Genomic DNA, 17,634 nt, shown 5'->3' on the forward strand with positions numbered 1-17,634 from the left:
TCTGTCGCCTACGCTACTGCCGGAATAACGATAGCGGGCGGGTTTTCGCTGCCATCAAGCGTCGTTGTCTTACCGCCGACTAAGAAGTACGTGATTTTGTAGTTAACGTTCCACGGTTTCTCGGTCAGACAACGGTATTTAAAGGTCTGGGCTTCGCTTTTATCTTCGCTGAAGGTGTACTTTTTGCTTTTTTTGCTCTGCTTATCGTCCGTATAAGCCAGCTCGACGATCAGCTGGTTGCAATTCTCCCACGAAAATTTCTTGTCCAGAAAGATGGAGATTTCATTGAATGTCAGCACTGAGCCGGGATCGAGATTCAGCAAGGTTGAAGCCGATTGTGATTTTGGCTGGTAGCTGCTGCTGCCTTCCCAGCCGGACGCAGCGGCGGATTTAAAAATAAACTCGCTCTGAATATCGAACAGTTCATTGGTGTTTTTACTCCGGGAGATATTCTTGCCCCATGTCCCGTCGTCGGCGGTGAACGGCGGGGCGGTATACACCTGATTGTTGTAGCCGATTTTGAAGCTCGCGGCTTTAATGCCGTATTCATCAAATCCGTCCGGCCCGAGCACGGTGAAGTCAATTTTCTGGAAGAACGGATCGTTAACGTTGACTTCAATGAAGTAGGGAGGAACCTTCTTCGCCCGCAGGATATCGCTGCCGATAAAGTTTTGCGGCACCGCGGCCTGGGTGATCGCCTGTGACGAGATGTAGTTGAAGTTCAGCGCTTTCGTCTCTTCGATGCGCACCATTTTTATCTCCAGTGATGCGCTGGGGAAAAGCCCGCCTTTTCCGCCTTCTTCGTCCTCTTTTTTGTCGCTGGCGATCAGGGAATCCAGAATGGAGGAACTGGCCGATTTCGCCTGAGTATTGCTGTCATCGTTGGGGCTCAGCGAAGCGGTAAAGAAGCTTTTCAAAATCTCTTCTTTGACAAACTGCAACGCCCATTCCTTTTCTTTTTCCGCCTGATCGCCTGGCATACTTTCAGTGACTTTGATGATCAGTTTCTGATCCTGCTGTAGCTTCTTAATGACGCTGTCAAAACCCAGCCAGAAGCTGGCGGGCGTTTCGACCGGGATCGGAATATTGGCCCCAAATTTAAGATCAAACTCTTTATAAAGACTTTCGAGCTTGGCTTCGACTTCCACTTTTAAGGCTGGCGTGATGCCCGTAAAACTGAGGTTGTACGCCACGGCGGCCGGTGCCTGCGCCTGATTAAACGCGGCTTCCAGGATCACCGCTTGTTCCGGCGTTAATTTCGCGCTGAAGATCGCGCTGTTTTTGCCAAAAAGGCTGGGGCTTTGGGCGCTGATTAGCTCGCCGTTCGTCCCTTCCGCACCCAGTACAAAGAAATTCACCGTGCCTTTGTCAAACATCACCTGCGTTTTGCGCGCCGTTTTCGGATCCACCTTGAGTTTGCTCAGGTACTCCTGGAATGCGTTGTTGAGTACATCTTCATCAATGGACGTGTTCACCTCGAAGTTGATGTAGCCCCCTTGCTGACCGCTGCCGTCGCCGGTGTATTTAATCAATGAAAATACCGGCTTTTTATCATTTTCCGCGATATGGATATCACCGGGTAAATACCAGAACTGCTTGTCATCGGAGTCATCAGCAAAGAAGGTGATGTTGTTGATGGTTTGTGTTCTTTCTCTAAGTAATAACATGGCGTTTCCTTAAATGAGGTTGGCGATATTGATACTGTCTTGAACGGTTGCGGTTTGGACGTACTCGGGGTGATCACCGCCTTTGCCATCCTGGTAGGTGAACCAGATATCAAGGTTGACGGTGAGCCGCGCAGGGTCTGGCTGATCAGCGCTGAAACGCTGAATGGCGGCGTCTTTTTCGGTAAATTGAAAGACCTGTTGCAGGCAGGCATTCTCGTCAGTGGGAGAATAAGGGTAGCTGACCGACACGATCACTTTTTCGACCTCCTGCCAGTCCATGTTGGCGGAAAGTGTTAATACCCGCTGGTGATACAACGAGGAGAACAGCGAGATATCCTGGCTGGTCGGCTCATCAAGCACGGCGGATAAATGCGGCGAATTGACCTCACTGCTGTACTCCTTGCTGACGTCAAAGAGATACAAATCGGGGTCCGGCAGCGTGACCGGATAATCTTCTTCCCGGGACGTGGAGGTGATCTGAAAAATTTTTGACACGATGGGGCCCGGCAAGAGCCTGTGGCGGCAGCGCACGGTAACCAGAACCGACTGATACCAGTTCCAGTTAAACTGGCTTGCTGCGCGGATAAGAAAATCATAGCGGGCATAAACGGAATCGAGATCCAGATAAATGTCGTCCAGCTCAGTTTGCAGATCGCCGGAACTGACGGACGTCACGCTCCCAAAAGGCTTATTAAAATAGACGATAAAATCGTACCCGACGGGCCACAGCATTTTCCCCGTTTTCGGGTCGGTAATGCTCGGTGCTTTGAAATGCTTGGGCAGAACGTCGCCTTTACGGAAGGCATATTGCTGGACGTTGTCGCCATAACGCAGGCGCGCCATCACCAGCTGAATATTGCTGTCCAGCTCGGGCGTCAGTAAGTTTATCTGCACGTTTCGGGAGGCAAAAAAATCATCCTGCAGATCCGTTTCCGTGATCACGCGGCCGGCCTGATAGTCCGTGCCTTTGACCAGTTCACTGAATAAAGCCTGCGGATAAACCGAGCGTTTTACCACCGTCGTTTCGCTCAGTTTTCCGCTCAAACGGCGCTGCTCAATGTCTTTAACAGAAACCCGCTGCAGATAAAAACCGGCCTGTGGCCGGGGTTGCGCAGGGAGATCGGCAAACACCGGGGTAAAGAATTCGCTGAGCAGGATCTGCGTCAGTTCGGCACCGGCCTGCGCGATATGTTTGTCGGGATCTGTGTCGCGGACTTTGATGGTCACGATTTTATCGGTGATCAGCCGTGACGAGGTATTTTCGATATCGACCGAAAAAAACAGCAGGTTGAAGCCCATCGATTCTTGCAGGAACTCATAAACTTTGTCCCAGCTGGCCTCCAGTTCAAAAGTTGCGGGCGGCAGCTGTTGCAGATAATCGATTTTGTAGCTGACCGTGACAGGTGCCGTTTCCGGCTTCGCCATCAGGCTGGTCAGCAGGGCGATATTGTCTTGCGGGCCGAGCCTGGCCAGCAGATAGCAATTTTGCTGGTCGTTTAACGCCGTCTTACTGGTTTGTCCGGTAATGAAACCGGGAATATTCAGCGTCGCGCTGCAGGAAATAGCCTGCAAGGGCAAAAGCACCGCATCGCGCGGGATATCCGTGCTGGCATCTGCCGCTGCGCGCGCGGCTTCGGGGCTGCTGGCTAATAAAGTTTGCAGTGACAAGCTGGCATAATAAACGGTGGCCGGTTCGCTGCTGTTTCTGAAAATCTGTAGCTGGACCGCGGGCTGATCGTCGCGGGTGACCATAATGCCCGGCGCTGCGGCGCAGTAAAAATAAACAGGTCTGTCCGGGTCTGCACGGATAAAACAAATGTTTTGCACTATGATCTGATTATTCATCGCGGCAATCCTGCGTGACGGAAGTAAAAACAGGGCAACGTAGATTGCCCTGTGTTATTTCAGAGCATCAGAACTTCACCACCACAATTGTCGTGGTGTTCGATACCTTATCTGTTTTCGTTTTCTCTTCGCCTTTGTCACCGAAATACACGGTCGAGACATAGCTTATTTCCGGTTCATTGCCCGCTTCTGCCTGCATGAGATTGAAGGTCAGATATTGGGTCATCGACTTACTGTCGAATTCGGTGATGGCAATACTTTGCGACTCACTGAAGTCCCATTTCGGGTATTTCACCGTCATTTCATAGGTGATCAGCGTGACGTCTTTCTGCGTTGGCTGGAAGATAACCGTGTACTTCTGCGCTTTAGGCAGGGCGTTAGGGATCAGGATCTGATTGCCCTGCGTCAGGCCATAACCCGGCAATTGCGGGCTGGTCTCAACGCCATTGGGAATGTAGGTCAGGCTGTCGCCATTGATGGCGTAGTAATCGGCAGAATAATAAATCGGTTTATCCACGGTCGTGCCGATGGGATAAATGAACGGTTTAGGCGGTGCGGATTCGCTGACGACCTGGCTGGTGGTTTTAAGATCAACCCCCTTATCGGGATCGGAATAGCGCGTTTTAACCACCACCTGGCTGAAGACTTTCCATCCCAGCGGGTCGAGCAGGGTAGAAATATCGGCGTAAACGACGCCACACTGTGCGGTGTTAATGGAGATGATCAGATCCCTGTCGCTCTGAATATCGCCGGAATGATAGGGTTTGGCCTGTGTACCGCTGAAGTTAACGGTGTAGGAATATTTAAACGCGCGGCCCAGCTCCGGCTTGATAAACCATTTGCCGGTTTTTTTCGGATCCATATCTTTAGGGTTAAATTGCAAGGTACTCTGATTGTCTTTGTCGTAGATGGCCGTCACGACAATATTGGCGATGTTATAGGTCGCCAGATCCTGAGTGACATAGAACTCAGGCTGAATAAATTGATAGAACGGATCGTTCAGGTCGTACTCTTTGAAATAATCCTTCAGGTTCGCTTCGCCCACGATGGACTGGATAGACGGCAGCTGGGTTTGCGGTGCGATGGCAAAGGAAACGACAGAGTTTTCGTCATAAACACGGGTAAAACTTTTGGTCTGTTTGAGGCTTTCCTGGAATTTACCAAAGTTACCCGCGTCATTTAGCATATCGAGACTCATGTCCAGGCCGGTCTGACTGCTTAAGATTTGCTCAACCTGTTTCTGCCCCCATGCCGTCAGGCCCTCTTTCCACTTGATGTACTGATCGGCCGTCATCCCCATTTCTGCCGCGGTCAGCCCGACCTGAACATCAATTTTAATGGCCCCTTTCTCAATGTATTCGCGTTCAATCTTTTTCTCATCTGCCGACCACGTATGGTAAGAGATGGTTTGCGTGACCGACTTGGTGATTTCGCTGTCGTAGCTCACCGTTACTTTGGCCGCAGGCAGGGAAGCGTCCAGATTGAAGTTAAAACGAACGCCGACACTTGAGTTTTTATCGGTGCCCGCCAGCACATTTTCAAACAGGGTGGCGCCTTCGCCGGTCAGTGTCAGCCCGAAAACGGTTCTGTTATCGCCTAAACCTGATGGCGATAAAGGCGTCGGGATCTGACGGTAGAATTTTTCATTGTCATCAAGAATTAATGTGGCCTGCGCCGAGGTGTAGTTAGGCTGCAACAGCTTAATTTTCTGTGCTTCTTCCGGCATCAGCTCAGGAAGAAACTGGTCATTGCCTTTGCTGCTGTCATACAGCGACACAAATTTGCTGGCCTGATCGGTGTCAAGGCCGGTATTTTTCAGCGCAGCGTCCATCGCCGCTTTTTTAGTCTGGTTTTCCGGATCCGCTGCCGAAGCCTGTTCGGCTTTAACATAGGTGACAATCAGGGTGGATTTCGCCGTCAGCTGGCCCTGAATATTGCCAAACAGTTCAGCGCGGATTTTGGCTTGCAGATCATCGGGAGGCAACGGAAGCATCACGGTAAACTGGGCATAACCGCCTTGCATGTCTTCGCCGCGATATTTATAGAACATGAAACTGGGGCTGTTAGCGTCGCGGGCAACAAATACCGGGATTTCGGGCACGACGTAATACGTATTCTTGTCCAGGCTGTCGCCGTAACAGGTACAGATATATTCAGTTTCGCCCAGATACTTATCCGTTGGGATTTTGATCGACTGCTGCAAAGCGGTGGTTAACATAGGGCATTCCTCTTGTTTATATCACTTGGTGTATTGCAGTTTGACGGGGCTGACACTGGCCTTCAGGCGGCCAGAGTCGTAGGTTTTCGGGAACAGCGATTTCAGGTTTCCACTCCAGCTGTATTCAATCTGGCCGTTGAGACCGGCAAAATGGGCGTTGACCCACCAGCTGGCCTGCCACGTGGGTTCTGTGGAAAATGAGAAGCTAAAAGATTGTTTTTTTGCCGGGCCCGCGGGCAGGTAGGTCGCGCTGCCTTTGACCGACTTAAAGCTGGATTTCAGGTCTTCGGCATCAAACAGGACGCTGTAAAAACCCAGTTCCTGCGGCGTAAGGGCAATGTCGTCTTGCCAGCGAAGTTGCGTTTCGTAGTCGCTGTAATCCGCAAATTTGACCCGGAGCGTGATCGTGCTGATGTCCGATTCGGTTTTCAGCGTGACCGGTGTGAAATTGGGCCACGGCATCGGTGTCTGCTCATCTGCGTACACCAGATCAACCGACATGATGTTGAAACCGGCCGGGTTGAAACCCAGACTAACCCGGCATTCACGCGTGATGACCGGCTTGTCAGGGCGGGTGGGTTCAGGCAGCGGCGTCGGGGTAAACGTGATAATGCTTTCTGCGGGCAACGTGCCCAGCAGCACGGCGATATCCTGTTGCTGTGTCAGCAAATACTGTTGCGGCACACTGTTGCTGTAGCTGACGTCGTAGCTGATTTTGGTCGGGATCTCATCCACAGAATGGATATTTCGCAGCGTATTACTGACCAGCAGCGACGCCGTTTCTACCAGAGAATTCCTGACCCGTTCGCGGGTCTGTTCTGAAGGTGCATTATCAAACTGTTCGTCCAGGGTAATCACACCGGCATCGATCTGCTGGTTGAGCAGGAGGGCAATGGTCTCCGGCTCACGGGCATCTTCATTGAACGCCAGCGTCAGAAATGCAACCCAGTCCGTTTCCATCCGTGCCGCCGCGCGGCTGCTGACGCTGAACTGGCTGCGGACCCGCAGGTAAACCTTGTTTTTATCGCCTCTGATAGCGTCGTCCAGAACCCCGCTTTCGCTATGCGTCAGCGCCATCCGGGATTGCTCAAACTCAACGTCATAACTGTCCGCTTCGGGCTGATGGACAAAACGCAGGAACAGGGACTGGCGGACATCGCCCTGGATCAGACTGATCTCGCCCGGCGACGGGATGAAATGTTCCCGGATATACGCTTTTAACGCCGGGGTATCTGCGGGCTGTGCAGGAGCGACGAAGGTCGCCATTCCCCCGCCGGGGCTGGTCAGTAAATGCAACGCGCTGATCTGACCTCCGGGAGTATCCAGCACGACCTGAGGGGCAAAGCTGCCATAGGTGTAGGCCTCCGGTGGCAGCGTCTGATCATGGAAAGCAAAGTCCCGGCCAAGCAGAAAGAAGTTTTGTAGCGTCTGCTCAGGGTTTAAATATTCAGTGTTCATCTTTCACCTTTAAAATCAATTGTTTGATTACCGGTTACATAGGCTGACCACGGGCCACCAGCAGATCTGTAGCGAAAACCGCTGGCATAAATAGAGGTGACCGTCCATTTGTAGTCGAATGTGTTATGCAGATGAGTGAAGTTATATTTTGTGGCAGGCATCAGGCTTTGCGGCTCAAACTCGAATTCTGCCGCAGTGACGCCGTCCGGCAGATTCACCGTGATGCGCGCCAGTTGCGCCCCAAACTGCGGAAAACTGTATGCGCCCAGTGTGGTGGACAGAGTGACTGGCCCGGGCAGCGGAACCACGCCTTCCCCGGATATCTGACGGGCTTCCACGTCGGCATACGTATTGCCGCAGAGGATCGGGTAACTGAAATCGGGCGCGTCAGAGGTTAATTTAAGGTTCTGATCCACGCCGCCAGAATGATAAGTCCCGCTGATTATGCTCTGGCGGGCAAAACCTTCATCCAGGCTGAGGGTCAGGAACTTACAGGGTAACGACGTGGGATCCAGCACCAGAAAGCGGTCCGCGCACTGCAACGGATCACCGGAGATTGTTTGCCAGCTTCCCCCGTGAAAATAATTCACGCGGACCTGATAGAAGAAGGGGCTTACGCCAAGTGAGCTGTTAAAAAACGTGAAGGTGACGCGACTTTTATCCGGCGTCAGAGCCTGCGTTTGTGTTTGTTTTTGCGGATAAATATTACCGGCCGGCAGCGTCAGCTGAATATCGATAGAAACGCCCGCACCCAGCCCTGGCGGTGGCGTGTAAAAAACGTCGATCGCCCGTTTGTCTTCTGGCATAGGGGGCGGAGTGACCCGGTGAATTATCGTGTCGGGCGACTTTTTGGCAATTTGCTGCGCAGCGCTGAAGGGATCGAGTAAAAAGCTCAAAGGGCGCAGGCTCAGCACGACGGTATCAAGTATGAAAATCACCCTGCCGCTTTGTGGTTGCGACGCCAGGCAGATCATGGCGACATTGCTGTTCGCCGGGCCCGCACAGGGTGAACCTGCCAGGTTACAGAGCCGGTCAAGGAAGGCCTGACAGAACATTCGAATCGCGGCGAGATCGTTCACCGGCAGCGCCGGGGCGATCGTCAGAGGCAGTTGACGGATATTTTGGTACAGATATTGCGTTAACAGCTCATAGCCAAACGCCACCCGGGTGCCGTCAGCGGTAACGGTTCCCGGAACGTTATCGGTTAACACCTGCATCAGCGCACGGGGATCAAATTCGATGGAATAGGGCAGGCGAGGTGATACCCCTTCTACAAAACCGTCCAGCCGGGCATTAAACCCGATGATTTTGTCGAGGATCGTATCCTCAAGCAGCTGAGTGCTTGCTGAATTAAGCAGAATAATGAACTGGATGTACTGCGCCGAATACCACGTGGCATCAAAGCTCTGCGCCCGCAGATCGCTGTGATACTCAACCGGCACGTCAAATCCCAGGCTCCCCGAGACCAGAGGCAAAATGTTCACCGCTTTACCCGGATACAGTTTTTTGAAATCTTCCAGGCTTTGCCCGCTGGCATACTCAAGCTCAGTCGTGAAACTCAGCCAACCATAAATGCTGTCTGCACTCGTACTACGGACAATATCCAGAGAAAACGGTAACGGCTCCGCCGCCTGAATACCGAGGGATTCCGGGTACAGAAAATAGGCTGCTTTTTGCTGATACGTCCCGATAAAGCGTTGCGTAGCTGTTGTTATAATGTTCTGAAAGTCCGGATATCCTTCGTACATAATATTATTCACCCATTACGTTGAGATGATTTTGGTAATCTTCATGCCATTCTTCTGGTAACTGGCTCAGAATGTTTTCAGGTCTCCGGTAATATTCATCTTCATAAAATCTTTGCATCTGGATATCGCCAACCAAAATGTTATTAGCGTACAGCACATTTTCATCGCGTTTTTCGCCAGACAGTTGCAGGTTAAATACCGTAGCTTCATCCGGCTGCGGTTGAATATCGATAACAATACTTTCACCCGTCAGTGTTAAAAGTTTGTCGCCAGATTTAAGCTCCCGCGCAATAATTACACCAGACGAGGTTATAAAAGGATGTCCGGGGCTGGCGACCACGCTGAGTATTTTATTGTCCGCAGCCTGTGCGACTATTTTTATACAATGCTGTTCCTGCCCGGTGGTGACGTTTTCAACGGTAAGCTCACCATTATTTACGGTTTTCACCCGGTCTCCCATTCTCATCGCTGAAATTATTTTTTCACTGCCGTCAGTCATCGTTATTTGGGTGTTTTCATGCAGGCACCCGTAAACAATTTTCATCGGCTTTATTGTGACCGTATTTAAAAGTTGCTGACCGGGGACTATATCTTTAGGGGCATTAGTGATAAAGGCTGCAATGCTTTTTCCTGAGACGGAAAGAATGAGTTTAAAAACATAATAAACCATTTCGCCGGAATCAAAATCGACCTTATTAAATTTTAGCCAGTTAAGGTCCCATTTGATGTTATTGCCGGCGATGGTTGAATTTTTGGGGTCGAAAAAATCAAATCCCGGATAAGGCGTAATCGGGTTACCCCCCGCGCGGGTGCGTATCAGGTAGATACTGCTCATCCCGTTAACGGGTTTGCCACCACTGACATCAATATTCCCGCCGTAGGTGATATAACCTTTGACCGGGACACTGACGATGCCCCCGCCCTCATAGGGCTGGCTGTAGTCACAGTCGGCCTCCACGCGCGTTAAGCAAATTTTTATTTCGTTTGGATTATGAATAGTCTGTGGAGATTCATTATAAATTTCCTGAGGGTAGTTCTGCGTGGTAATAATTTCAGCGCCGTAGACCGTCATGTTATTGATGGTTTGCGCAAAGGTATAAATCACCGTGACCGGGAAATCAGCTTTTTTATCACTGTCCGGATATACCCCTTCAGCACCGATAACACAATCCGCGGCATTCACATAATTCTGTGTATATTTTACCGGGCCGACATTGGTGGCATCACCGTCAAATAATCCCAGCGTTTGCGTCACATTGTTGGCGGAAACAGGAAGAGAACCCACGGCATCCGCGCGATAATTTTTTCCATCGGTAGAGTCAACCCGGACAATACTGTATACCGGAGTGACAGAGTCATTTGCTGCCTGACTTAACTGGCCGGTGCTGCCTTTAAGTTTTTTTGCGTTTTCCCAACATTGGGAGAATTGACGGGAATTCGCGTAGGCTAAACCGGAAAGCTTTAACTGAATGTCATAAAAATTGACCAGCAGAGTATTTCCCGGATCAATAATAAAAACGCCTTTATTGCCATAGTTGTTGATGACATTTTTTACAACGCTCTTTTCATCGGCTGTATAATTTTGTGTAGTCATAAATTCAGCACCCAATAAACTTCAGACACAAGGCTATGAAAATGGCAGTAACGAACTTCTGCCATTGCGAGTTATGCAATAATTCTTTAAAAATTAAATGCACTAATGAATAGCAATCGAATTATTTTAGCCTGGTGGGGTGTGAGTGCACCAGATTACCCGTCAGGCAATATCCGGCGAACCTTAATATTTCAAAAGTTGCAAAGTGAAGTCATTATTTAACACGACTTTTCCTGAACAACAGGAAAGCCGTTTTTTAAGTAAATTCAAATTTTCATGTAAGAATGCGTTCCGTAATGGAGTGTGTTTCTTATATTTAGAGACTGTCATGAACGACATAATCAACAATAGCAACATTGCAAAGAAGATCAAACGACACATAAAAAAAGATTAAGAATTATCTTGATGCGGGAAAGAGGAGTTTGTGCACCGGTCGGTATGGCAACACGATGATATCTCAGTGTGTTCTGCCGCTTTGATGCTGCACGCAGATGTTAGTAAGGACAAAGTGACGCAAAAACCACCATTGTAATTGATTGAAGTATATGAATAAAAATATTTTTCTGAGATATCGATAATGGCAATGATTTAAATATGCCAAAAACAAAGAAGAACCTGTTTAGACCATGAATGAGATTTTTTTGTGATGGGAACAGCCTTTTTTACGTTTTTAATCTGACCTGACAGACATAAAATTAGTAAATACATAAGTATTGGTTAAGTATTTCGGTTGAATATGGGAGCAGCAGATACGTGACGCGTGACCTAAAGGTAACAAGTTTTGAGACGCGTCCCTGCATCCCCAATCCTGAATCTCTATTTCACTGCGCCTTTTGCCGCCTGTTCGATCAGTGCGGCCACTTCTTTTGGATGTGACTCGTAAACTGAATGGCTGGCGCCCGCGATTTCAACCGTGTGGCTGTGTGCGCGTTTGGCGTACATCCGTTCTAAATCCGGGTTAATGATCTTGTCGGACTTCGCCACCATGTACCAGCTTGGTTTTACTTTCCATGCAGGATCCGGGATGTTGGCCGTGAACACGCTGGCGGATGTCAGCATTTGTGCCTGCGCTTCGAATTCGGCTTGTTTAAGCGGTAAATCAGCGGCGAAGTCAGCCGGGAAATTCGCCGGATTGATGTAAAGGAAACCGTCCGGCGTTTTGGCAAACGGGTGCGCGGAGTTCGGGAATTTCTTGCCGTTTATCGCTTCAGTTTCGCCGTTATCCAGGGCATGCGCCGCGATATAAACCAGCCCGGCGACGTGCGGATCGTTACCCGCTTCCGTAATAATCGCGCCGCCGTAGCTGTGACCCACCAGGATCGCCGGGCCATCTTGCCTGTCTAAAATACGTTTGGTGGCAGCGACGTCTTCCGGGAACGACGTCAGCGGTTCCTGCACCAGCGTCACTTTATAGCCGTCATGCGTCAGGATGTCGTACACCGGACGCCAGCCCGAACCGCCGACAAATGCGCCATGAACCAGCACGATATTTTTGACCGGTGCGGCCAGTGCAGCCTGAGAACCGAACGCGGCTGCGACGGCAACCAGTAATGTAGAAGCTAAACGTAAACGCATGGCATGACCTCTTTGCTTTAAATCAGAATGAACATCGGATGTGTGATTTCACTCTGAGCCCGCGGCTCTGACAGGCGGGTGACGGCTTCATGACAAAAACGTCATTTGTGAAAACGCTTTCCCTCAGTAAATCCTCACGTCACAGGGCATCCGGTTCTATTTGTTTTGTAAAGGCAGGGCGGGGCCATATATCGGAACATTGTGCGTACGAAAATGCCGCGACTTATTCCCGCTTGTGCAAATCGTGGTCTATATTCATTCAGTAAGCAGAACTTTCTGAGGGAAATGAAACAGGATATTCCGAATTACGGGGCGCTTTCTGAACGTAATTTATGGGGATATCTGGCAATGCAGGTTTTTTATAAATTAATTGCTAATCAATGGGTTGAATTTACTGTAACCGTTACCATGGAAATTTATTAATACCCCTGTGGTTATCGGGTTAATTTTCATGTGAAACAAACCGTTTATTTCATATGGGAGAAAAAACGCCACAAGTTGTATATACACGCAGGTTTGGGGCGGAGATTTAAAATGAGAATGGCCCTCAGATGTACTCTGCGTGCGATATTTTGTTAAAAAGTTATATTTGTAAAGTTGCGTATGTACTAACAGGAAGAAAAAAACTATAGTGACGCCCTTCACCGCTCTCAATCAGATTGGTCGATTTGTGTCTACTTCTAATGTCTAAAATTGAGATGTGCGTCGTCTTTTTTGACTCAGCCTTTTAACTTAAAACAAAAGAACTCATAAAGTGAACGCCAAAACCTCTGCTTTTATCATCACGTTTTTATCAGTTTTGAACCCAGTTTCAGTCAGTTACGCACAGTCAGCGCCGGGCACTTCCGCGAAAGATTCCGACGATTCGTCAGATTCTTCCTCGCTGATGGTCATCAGGCGTGAAAGTACCGGTGGATTATCCGAACTGGATACCCCTGCGGCGGTCAGCGTGATTGATGGCGACGATTTCAGAAACAGCAAAGCGCAGGTCAACCTGTCTGAAAGCCTCGGCAGCGTTCCGGGTTTACAGGTTCAGAACCGCCAGAACTATGCGCAGGATTTACAGCTTTCCGTTCGCGGATTCGGCAGCCGTTCCATGTATGGCGTGCGTGGCGTGCGCATTTATGTTGATGGCATTGCGGCCACCATGCCAGACGGGCAGGGGCAAACTTCCAATATCGACCTGAACTCGGTCGACCGCGTGGAAGTGCTGCGCGGCCCGTATTCAGCGCTTTACGGCAACTCTTCCGGCGGCGTTGTCAATGTGGATACCCAAACCGGTTCCCAGCCCGCCAGGCTTGAAGCCGGCACCTATTTCGGCAGTTACGGTTCTTTCCGTAACAGCGTAAAAGCCAGCGGCGCAACCGGCGACGGTACGCATGCGGGCGACGTGAATTACCTGATTTCCGGTTCGCGATTCACCACCGACGGCTACCGTGACCACAGCGGTACGCAGAAAAATCTTGGTAACGGCAAGCTGGGCGTGCGTATCGATGACGCCAGCACCCTGACGCTGATGTTTAACAGCGTGTCCGTTGATGCGAATGATCCGGGCGGTCTGACCGGGTCCGAATGGCACGATAACCCGAAACAGGCGACCCGCGCCGATCAGTATAATGCGCGTAAATCGCTGGATCAGACGCAGGTCGGCCTGCGCTATCAGCGTCAGATGGGCGAGAACGACGAGTTCAGCCTGATGACGTATCACGGCGAACGCCACACAACGCAATACCAAACCATTCCTGCCGCGTCGCAGAAAAACCCGCTGAACGCAGGCGGTGTGATTGTGCTGGAGCGTAAATATTCCGGTGTGGATACCCGCTGGAAACATGACGATCAGATGGGTTCCGTGCCGTTCTCCGTCACCGGTGGCCTGGATTATGAAACCATGACCGAGCGCCGTTTCGGTTATGAGAACTTCGATGCGGATGGCGATCTTGGCGTGAAGGGCAATGAACGCCGTAACGAAAAGAACGTGATGTGGAACCTTGATCCGTATCTGCAAACCACGTGGAACCTGACGCCGCGCTGGACGCTGGATGTCGGCGCGCGCTACAGCACCGTTAATTTCGATTCGACGGATTACTACATCACCGGCAGCAACCCGGATGACAGCGGTTCGCGCCGTTATCACAAACTGTTGCCAATGGCGTCCCTGAACTTCGCGGTGACGCCAACGCTGAATACTTATGTCTCTGCGGGTCGTGGTTTTGAAACGCCGACCATTAACGAGCTTTCTTACCGCACTGACGGCAAGTCCGGCCTGAACCTGGATCTGCAACCGGCGACCAGCACAACGGTTGAAGTCGGCAGCAAATGGCGCGTAGGCAACGGTTTAGTGACCGCCGCCGTGTTCCAAACCGATACCGATGACGAGCTGGTGGTGGCCGAAAGTGTCGGGGGCCGTTCGAGCTATATGAACGCCGGGAAAACACGTCGTCGCGGGCTGGAGCTGTCGCTGGATCAGCAGTTCGAAGAGAACTGGCGTCTGAAAATGGCCTGGACGTTGCTCGATGCGACATTCCGCAATGAGACCTGCGGCGCGGGCGACTGTACGCCAGCGGGTAACCGTCTGCCGGGGATCGCACGCAACATGGGCTACGCCTCACTGGAATGGGCACCGGTTGACGGCTGGCACGCCGGCGCGGATGTCCGCTACATGAGTGATATCGAAGTCAATGATGAAAACAGCGAACAGGCACCGGCCTATACCGTGGCCAGTGTGAGTGCGGGTTACCGCTTCAACTGGGACAAAGTGACGCTCGACCTGTTCACCCGCGTCGATAATCTGTTCGACAAAAATTACGTCGGTTCCGTGATCGTCAATGAAGGCAATGGCCGCTATTTCGAGCCGGCACCTGGCAGGAACTACGGTGGCGGAGCTACGCTCTCTTATAGCTTCGAATAAGTTTTATGTTTTCAATCAGTCAGAGAAGTCCGTTTTAATTTTGTAAAAAAGTACCCCGCGAAGCTGCCAGACGCCTGTACGTGTTAACGCTGGCAGCATTCGCAAGGCATGACGCCCGGGTAAACCGGGTGTTCTTGAAGATTCAGCGCACCTGAATCGACGATTATAAAAATCTGTAAGGTCATCAACTATGGAAACGAAAGCCTCGTTATCACGCATCGTCGTAATAATTACCGCTTTGTTCGCCGCGTTAAGCGGGATTTATCTTTTAGTCGGCGGTATCTGGCTGGCGAAATTAGGTGGTTCTCTTTATTACATTATTGCCGGTGTTATTTCGCTGGTTACCGCGTGGTTGCTGTATCGCCGTCGCTCCTCTGCATTATTGCTGTATGCAATCTTCCTGTTCGGCACCACGGTGTGGGCTGTCTGGGAAGTGGGCACAGACTTCTGGGCACTGACGCCGCGTTTAGACGTCACCTTCTTCCTGGGCCTGTGGATCTTACTGCCTGTTGTTTATAATCAGATGCTGGCGAAAAATGCCTTTGCACGCGGCGCTCTGGCGCTGTCTCTGGTGTTCACAGTGCTCGTGCTGGCGTATTCCGTCTTTAACGACCCGCAGGAGATCAACGGCACCCTCAAAGCTGCCGATGCGGCACCTGCCGCGACCGATTCCGGCGTTCCAGCCAGTGACTGGCCGGCCTATGGCCGTACTCAGGGCGGTACCCGTTACTCGCCGCTGAGCCAGATCAACGATAAAAACGTCAGCAAACTCGACGTGGCATGGACCTTCCGTACCGGAGACCTGAAGACCCCGAATGATCCGGGCGAAATCACCGACGAAGTCACGCCAATCAAAATCGGCGACATGCTTTACCTGTGTACGCCGCACCAGAAGCTGTTTGCTCTGGATGCTGCAACCGGTAAAGAAAAGTGGAAGTTCGATCCTGAGCTGAAACCAAACCCAACCTTCCAGCACGTGACCTGTCGCGGGGTGTCTTATCACGAGACTACGCCAGCCGCGCAAGGCACCGAAACGAACGGTGCAGCGCCTGCTGTTTGTTCACGTCGTATCATTCTGCCAGTCAACGATGGCCGTCTGTTTGCGCTGGACGCCGAAACCGGCGCACGTTGCCCGGCATTCGGTAACAACGGTGAGCTGAACCTGCAAGGCAACATGCCTTACGCAACGCCGGGCCACTACGAGCCAACTTCACCGCCAATCATCACGAAATCTGTGATTATCGTGGCCGGTGCGGTTACCGATAACTACTCAACCCGCGAGCCTTCAGGCGTTATTCGTGGTTTTGATGTTGAGACCGGCAAACTGCTCTGGGCGTTCGATCCGGGCGCTGCTGATCCGAACAAAATGCCTGCTGATGGCCAGCACTTCACGCCGAACTCCCCGAACTCATGGGCGCCTGCGTCTTATGACGACAAACTGGATCTGGTTTACCTGCCAATCGGCGTGGCGACACCAGACATCTGGGGCGGCAACCGTACTCCTGAAATGGAACGTTACGCGAGCGGCCTGCTGGCGCTGAATGCCACCACAGGTAAACTGGCATGGTTCTACCAGACTGTTCACCATGACCTGTGGGATATGGACGTTCCGGCGCAGCCGACGCTGGCTGACATCACCGACAAGAACGGCAACAAAGTGCCTGCGATTTATGTTCCGACCAAAACCGGTAACATCTTCGTGCTGGATCGCCGTGACGGTAAGCTGATTGTAGATGCACCTGAAAAACCTGTTCCGCAGGGCGCGGCGAAAGGCGACCATGTGTCTCCGACTCAGCCGTTCTCAGAACTGACTTTCCGTCCGGAAGCGAAACTGACCGGTAAAGACATGTGGGGCGCCACGATCTACGACCAGCTGATGTGTCGTGTGATCTTCCACAAACTGCGTTATGAAGGCACCTTCACACCGCCATCCGAGCAGGGCACTCTGGTGTTCCCGGGTAACCTCGGTATGTTCGAGTGGGGTGGGATTTCTGTGGATACCGACCGTCAGGTGGCTATCGCTAACCCGATTGCTCTGCCGTTCGTGTCTAAACTGATCCCACGTGGTCCTGGCAATCCTATGGAGCCAGATGAGAACGATAAAGGCGGTTCCGGTACTGAGACGGGCATTCAGCCACAGTACGGCGTGCCATTCGGCGTCACGCTGAATCCGTTCCTGTCTCCGCTGGGCTTCCCTTGTAAACAGCCTTCATGGGGTTACATCTCCGGTGTTGACCTGAAAACCAATGATATCGTGTGGAAAAAACGTATCGGTACCGTGCGCGACAGCTCACCATTACCGCTGCCGTTCAAAATGGGTATGCCAATGCTTGGCGCGCCGATTTCTACCGCCGGTAACGTGTTCTTCATCGCCGCGACCGCAGATAACTACCTGCGTGCATTCGATATGAGCAACGGTGACAAACTGTGGGAAGCCCGTCTGCCAGCAGGCGGCCAGGCAACCCCTATGACTTACTCTGTGAATGGCAAACAGTACGTTGTTATCGCCGCCGGTGGTCACGGTTCATTCGGCACCAAACTGGGCGATTACATCATCGCTTACGCACTGCCAGACGAGAAGTAATCCGCGTTTGAAGAAAGTGTGAAGATAATGGAAAGGC

The 17,634-nt window shown here is 51.3% G+C and carries 9 protein-coding genes; 2 read left to right on the forward strand and 7 right to left on the reverse strand.

Annotated features, from left to right (window positions below; all coding sequences use genetic code 11):
* Window positions 1-8: 8 nt before the first annotated feature.
* From J1782_RS03030 to J1782_RS03060, 7 genes are all read right to left on the reverse strand, one after another.
* Complete coding sequence (locus J1782_RS03030; RefSeq protein ID WP_152326674.1) at window positions 9-1,667, reverse strand: hypothetical protein; 1,659 nt, start codon at window positions 1,665-1,667, stop codon at window positions 9-11.
* 9 nt (window positions 1,668-1,676) lie between these two features.
* On the reverse strand, window positions 1,677-3,512 hold the full coding sequence (locus tag J1782_RS03035) for a hypothetical protein (RefSeq protein ID WP_152326673.1): 1,836 nt from the start codon (window positions 3,510-3,512) through the stop codon (window positions 1,677-1,679).
* A 67-nt stretch (window positions 3,513-3,579) separates the two neighbouring features.
* Window positions 3,580-5,730 carry a hypothetical protein gene (locus J1782_RS03040; protein WP_217152389.1) on the reverse strand — a complete coding sequence of 717 codons (2,151 nt, stop codon included), beginning with the start codon at window positions 5,728-5,730 and terminating at the stop codon, window positions 3,580-3,582.
* Window positions 5,731-5,751: 21 nt separating this feature from the next.
* Window positions 5,752-7,188, reverse strand: coding sequence for a hypothetical protein (locus J1782_RS03045; protein WP_217152390.1), 1,437 nt, complete (start codon window positions 7,186-7,188; stop codon window positions 5,752-5,754).
* Entirely contained in the window at window positions 7,185-8,936 is a 1,752-nt protein-coding gene (locus J1782_RS03050) for a hypothetical protein (protein WP_217152391.1), read from the reverse strand. The genes J1782_RS03045 and J1782_RS03050 overlap by 4 nt, the downstream gene beginning before the upstream one ends.
* A 4-nt stretch (window positions 8,937-8,940) precedes the next feature.
* Entirely contained in the window at window positions 8,941-10,530 is a 1,590-nt protein-coding gene (locus J1782_RS03055; RefSeq protein WP_217152392.1) for a Hint domain-containing protein, read from the reverse strand.
* A gap of 816 nt (window positions 10,531-11,346) precedes the next feature.
* Window positions 11,347-12,105 (reverse strand): alpha/beta hydrolase, encoded by a 759-nt coding sequence (locus J1782_RS03060; RefSeq protein ID WP_217152393.1) that lies wholly within the window; start codon window positions 12,103-12,105, stop codon window positions 11,347-11,349.
* A 754-nt stretch (window positions 12,106-12,859) separates the two neighbouring features.
* On the opposite strand from J1782_RS03060, the gene pqqU reads away from it, so the two are divergent.
* Both pqqU and J1782_RS03070 read left to right on the forward strand, forming a co-directional pair.
* The gene (pqqU, locus tag J1782_RS03065) at window positions 12,860-15,013 is read left to right on the forward strand and encodes a TonB-dependent receptor PqqU (RefSeq protein WP_217152394.1); all 2,154 of its coding nucleotides are present in this window, start codon (window positions 12,860-12,862) and stop codon (window positions 15,011-15,013) included.
* A gap of 190 nt (window positions 15,014-15,203) precedes the next feature.
* Window positions 15,204-17,597 (forward strand): glucose/quinate/shikimate family membrane-bound PQQ-dependent dehydrogenase, encoded by a 2,394-nt coding sequence (locus J1782_RS03070; protein ID WP_217152395.1) that lies wholly within the window; start codon window positions 15,204-15,206, stop codon window positions 17,595-17,597.
* Window positions 17,598-17,634: the final 37 nt, after the last annotated feature.

It is taken from the genome of Rahnella sp. BCC 1045 (assembly GCF_019049615.1).
Classification (GTDB): domain Bacteria; phylum Pseudomonadota; class Gammaproteobacteria; order Enterobacterales; family Enterobacteriaceae; genus Rahnella; species Rahnella contaminans.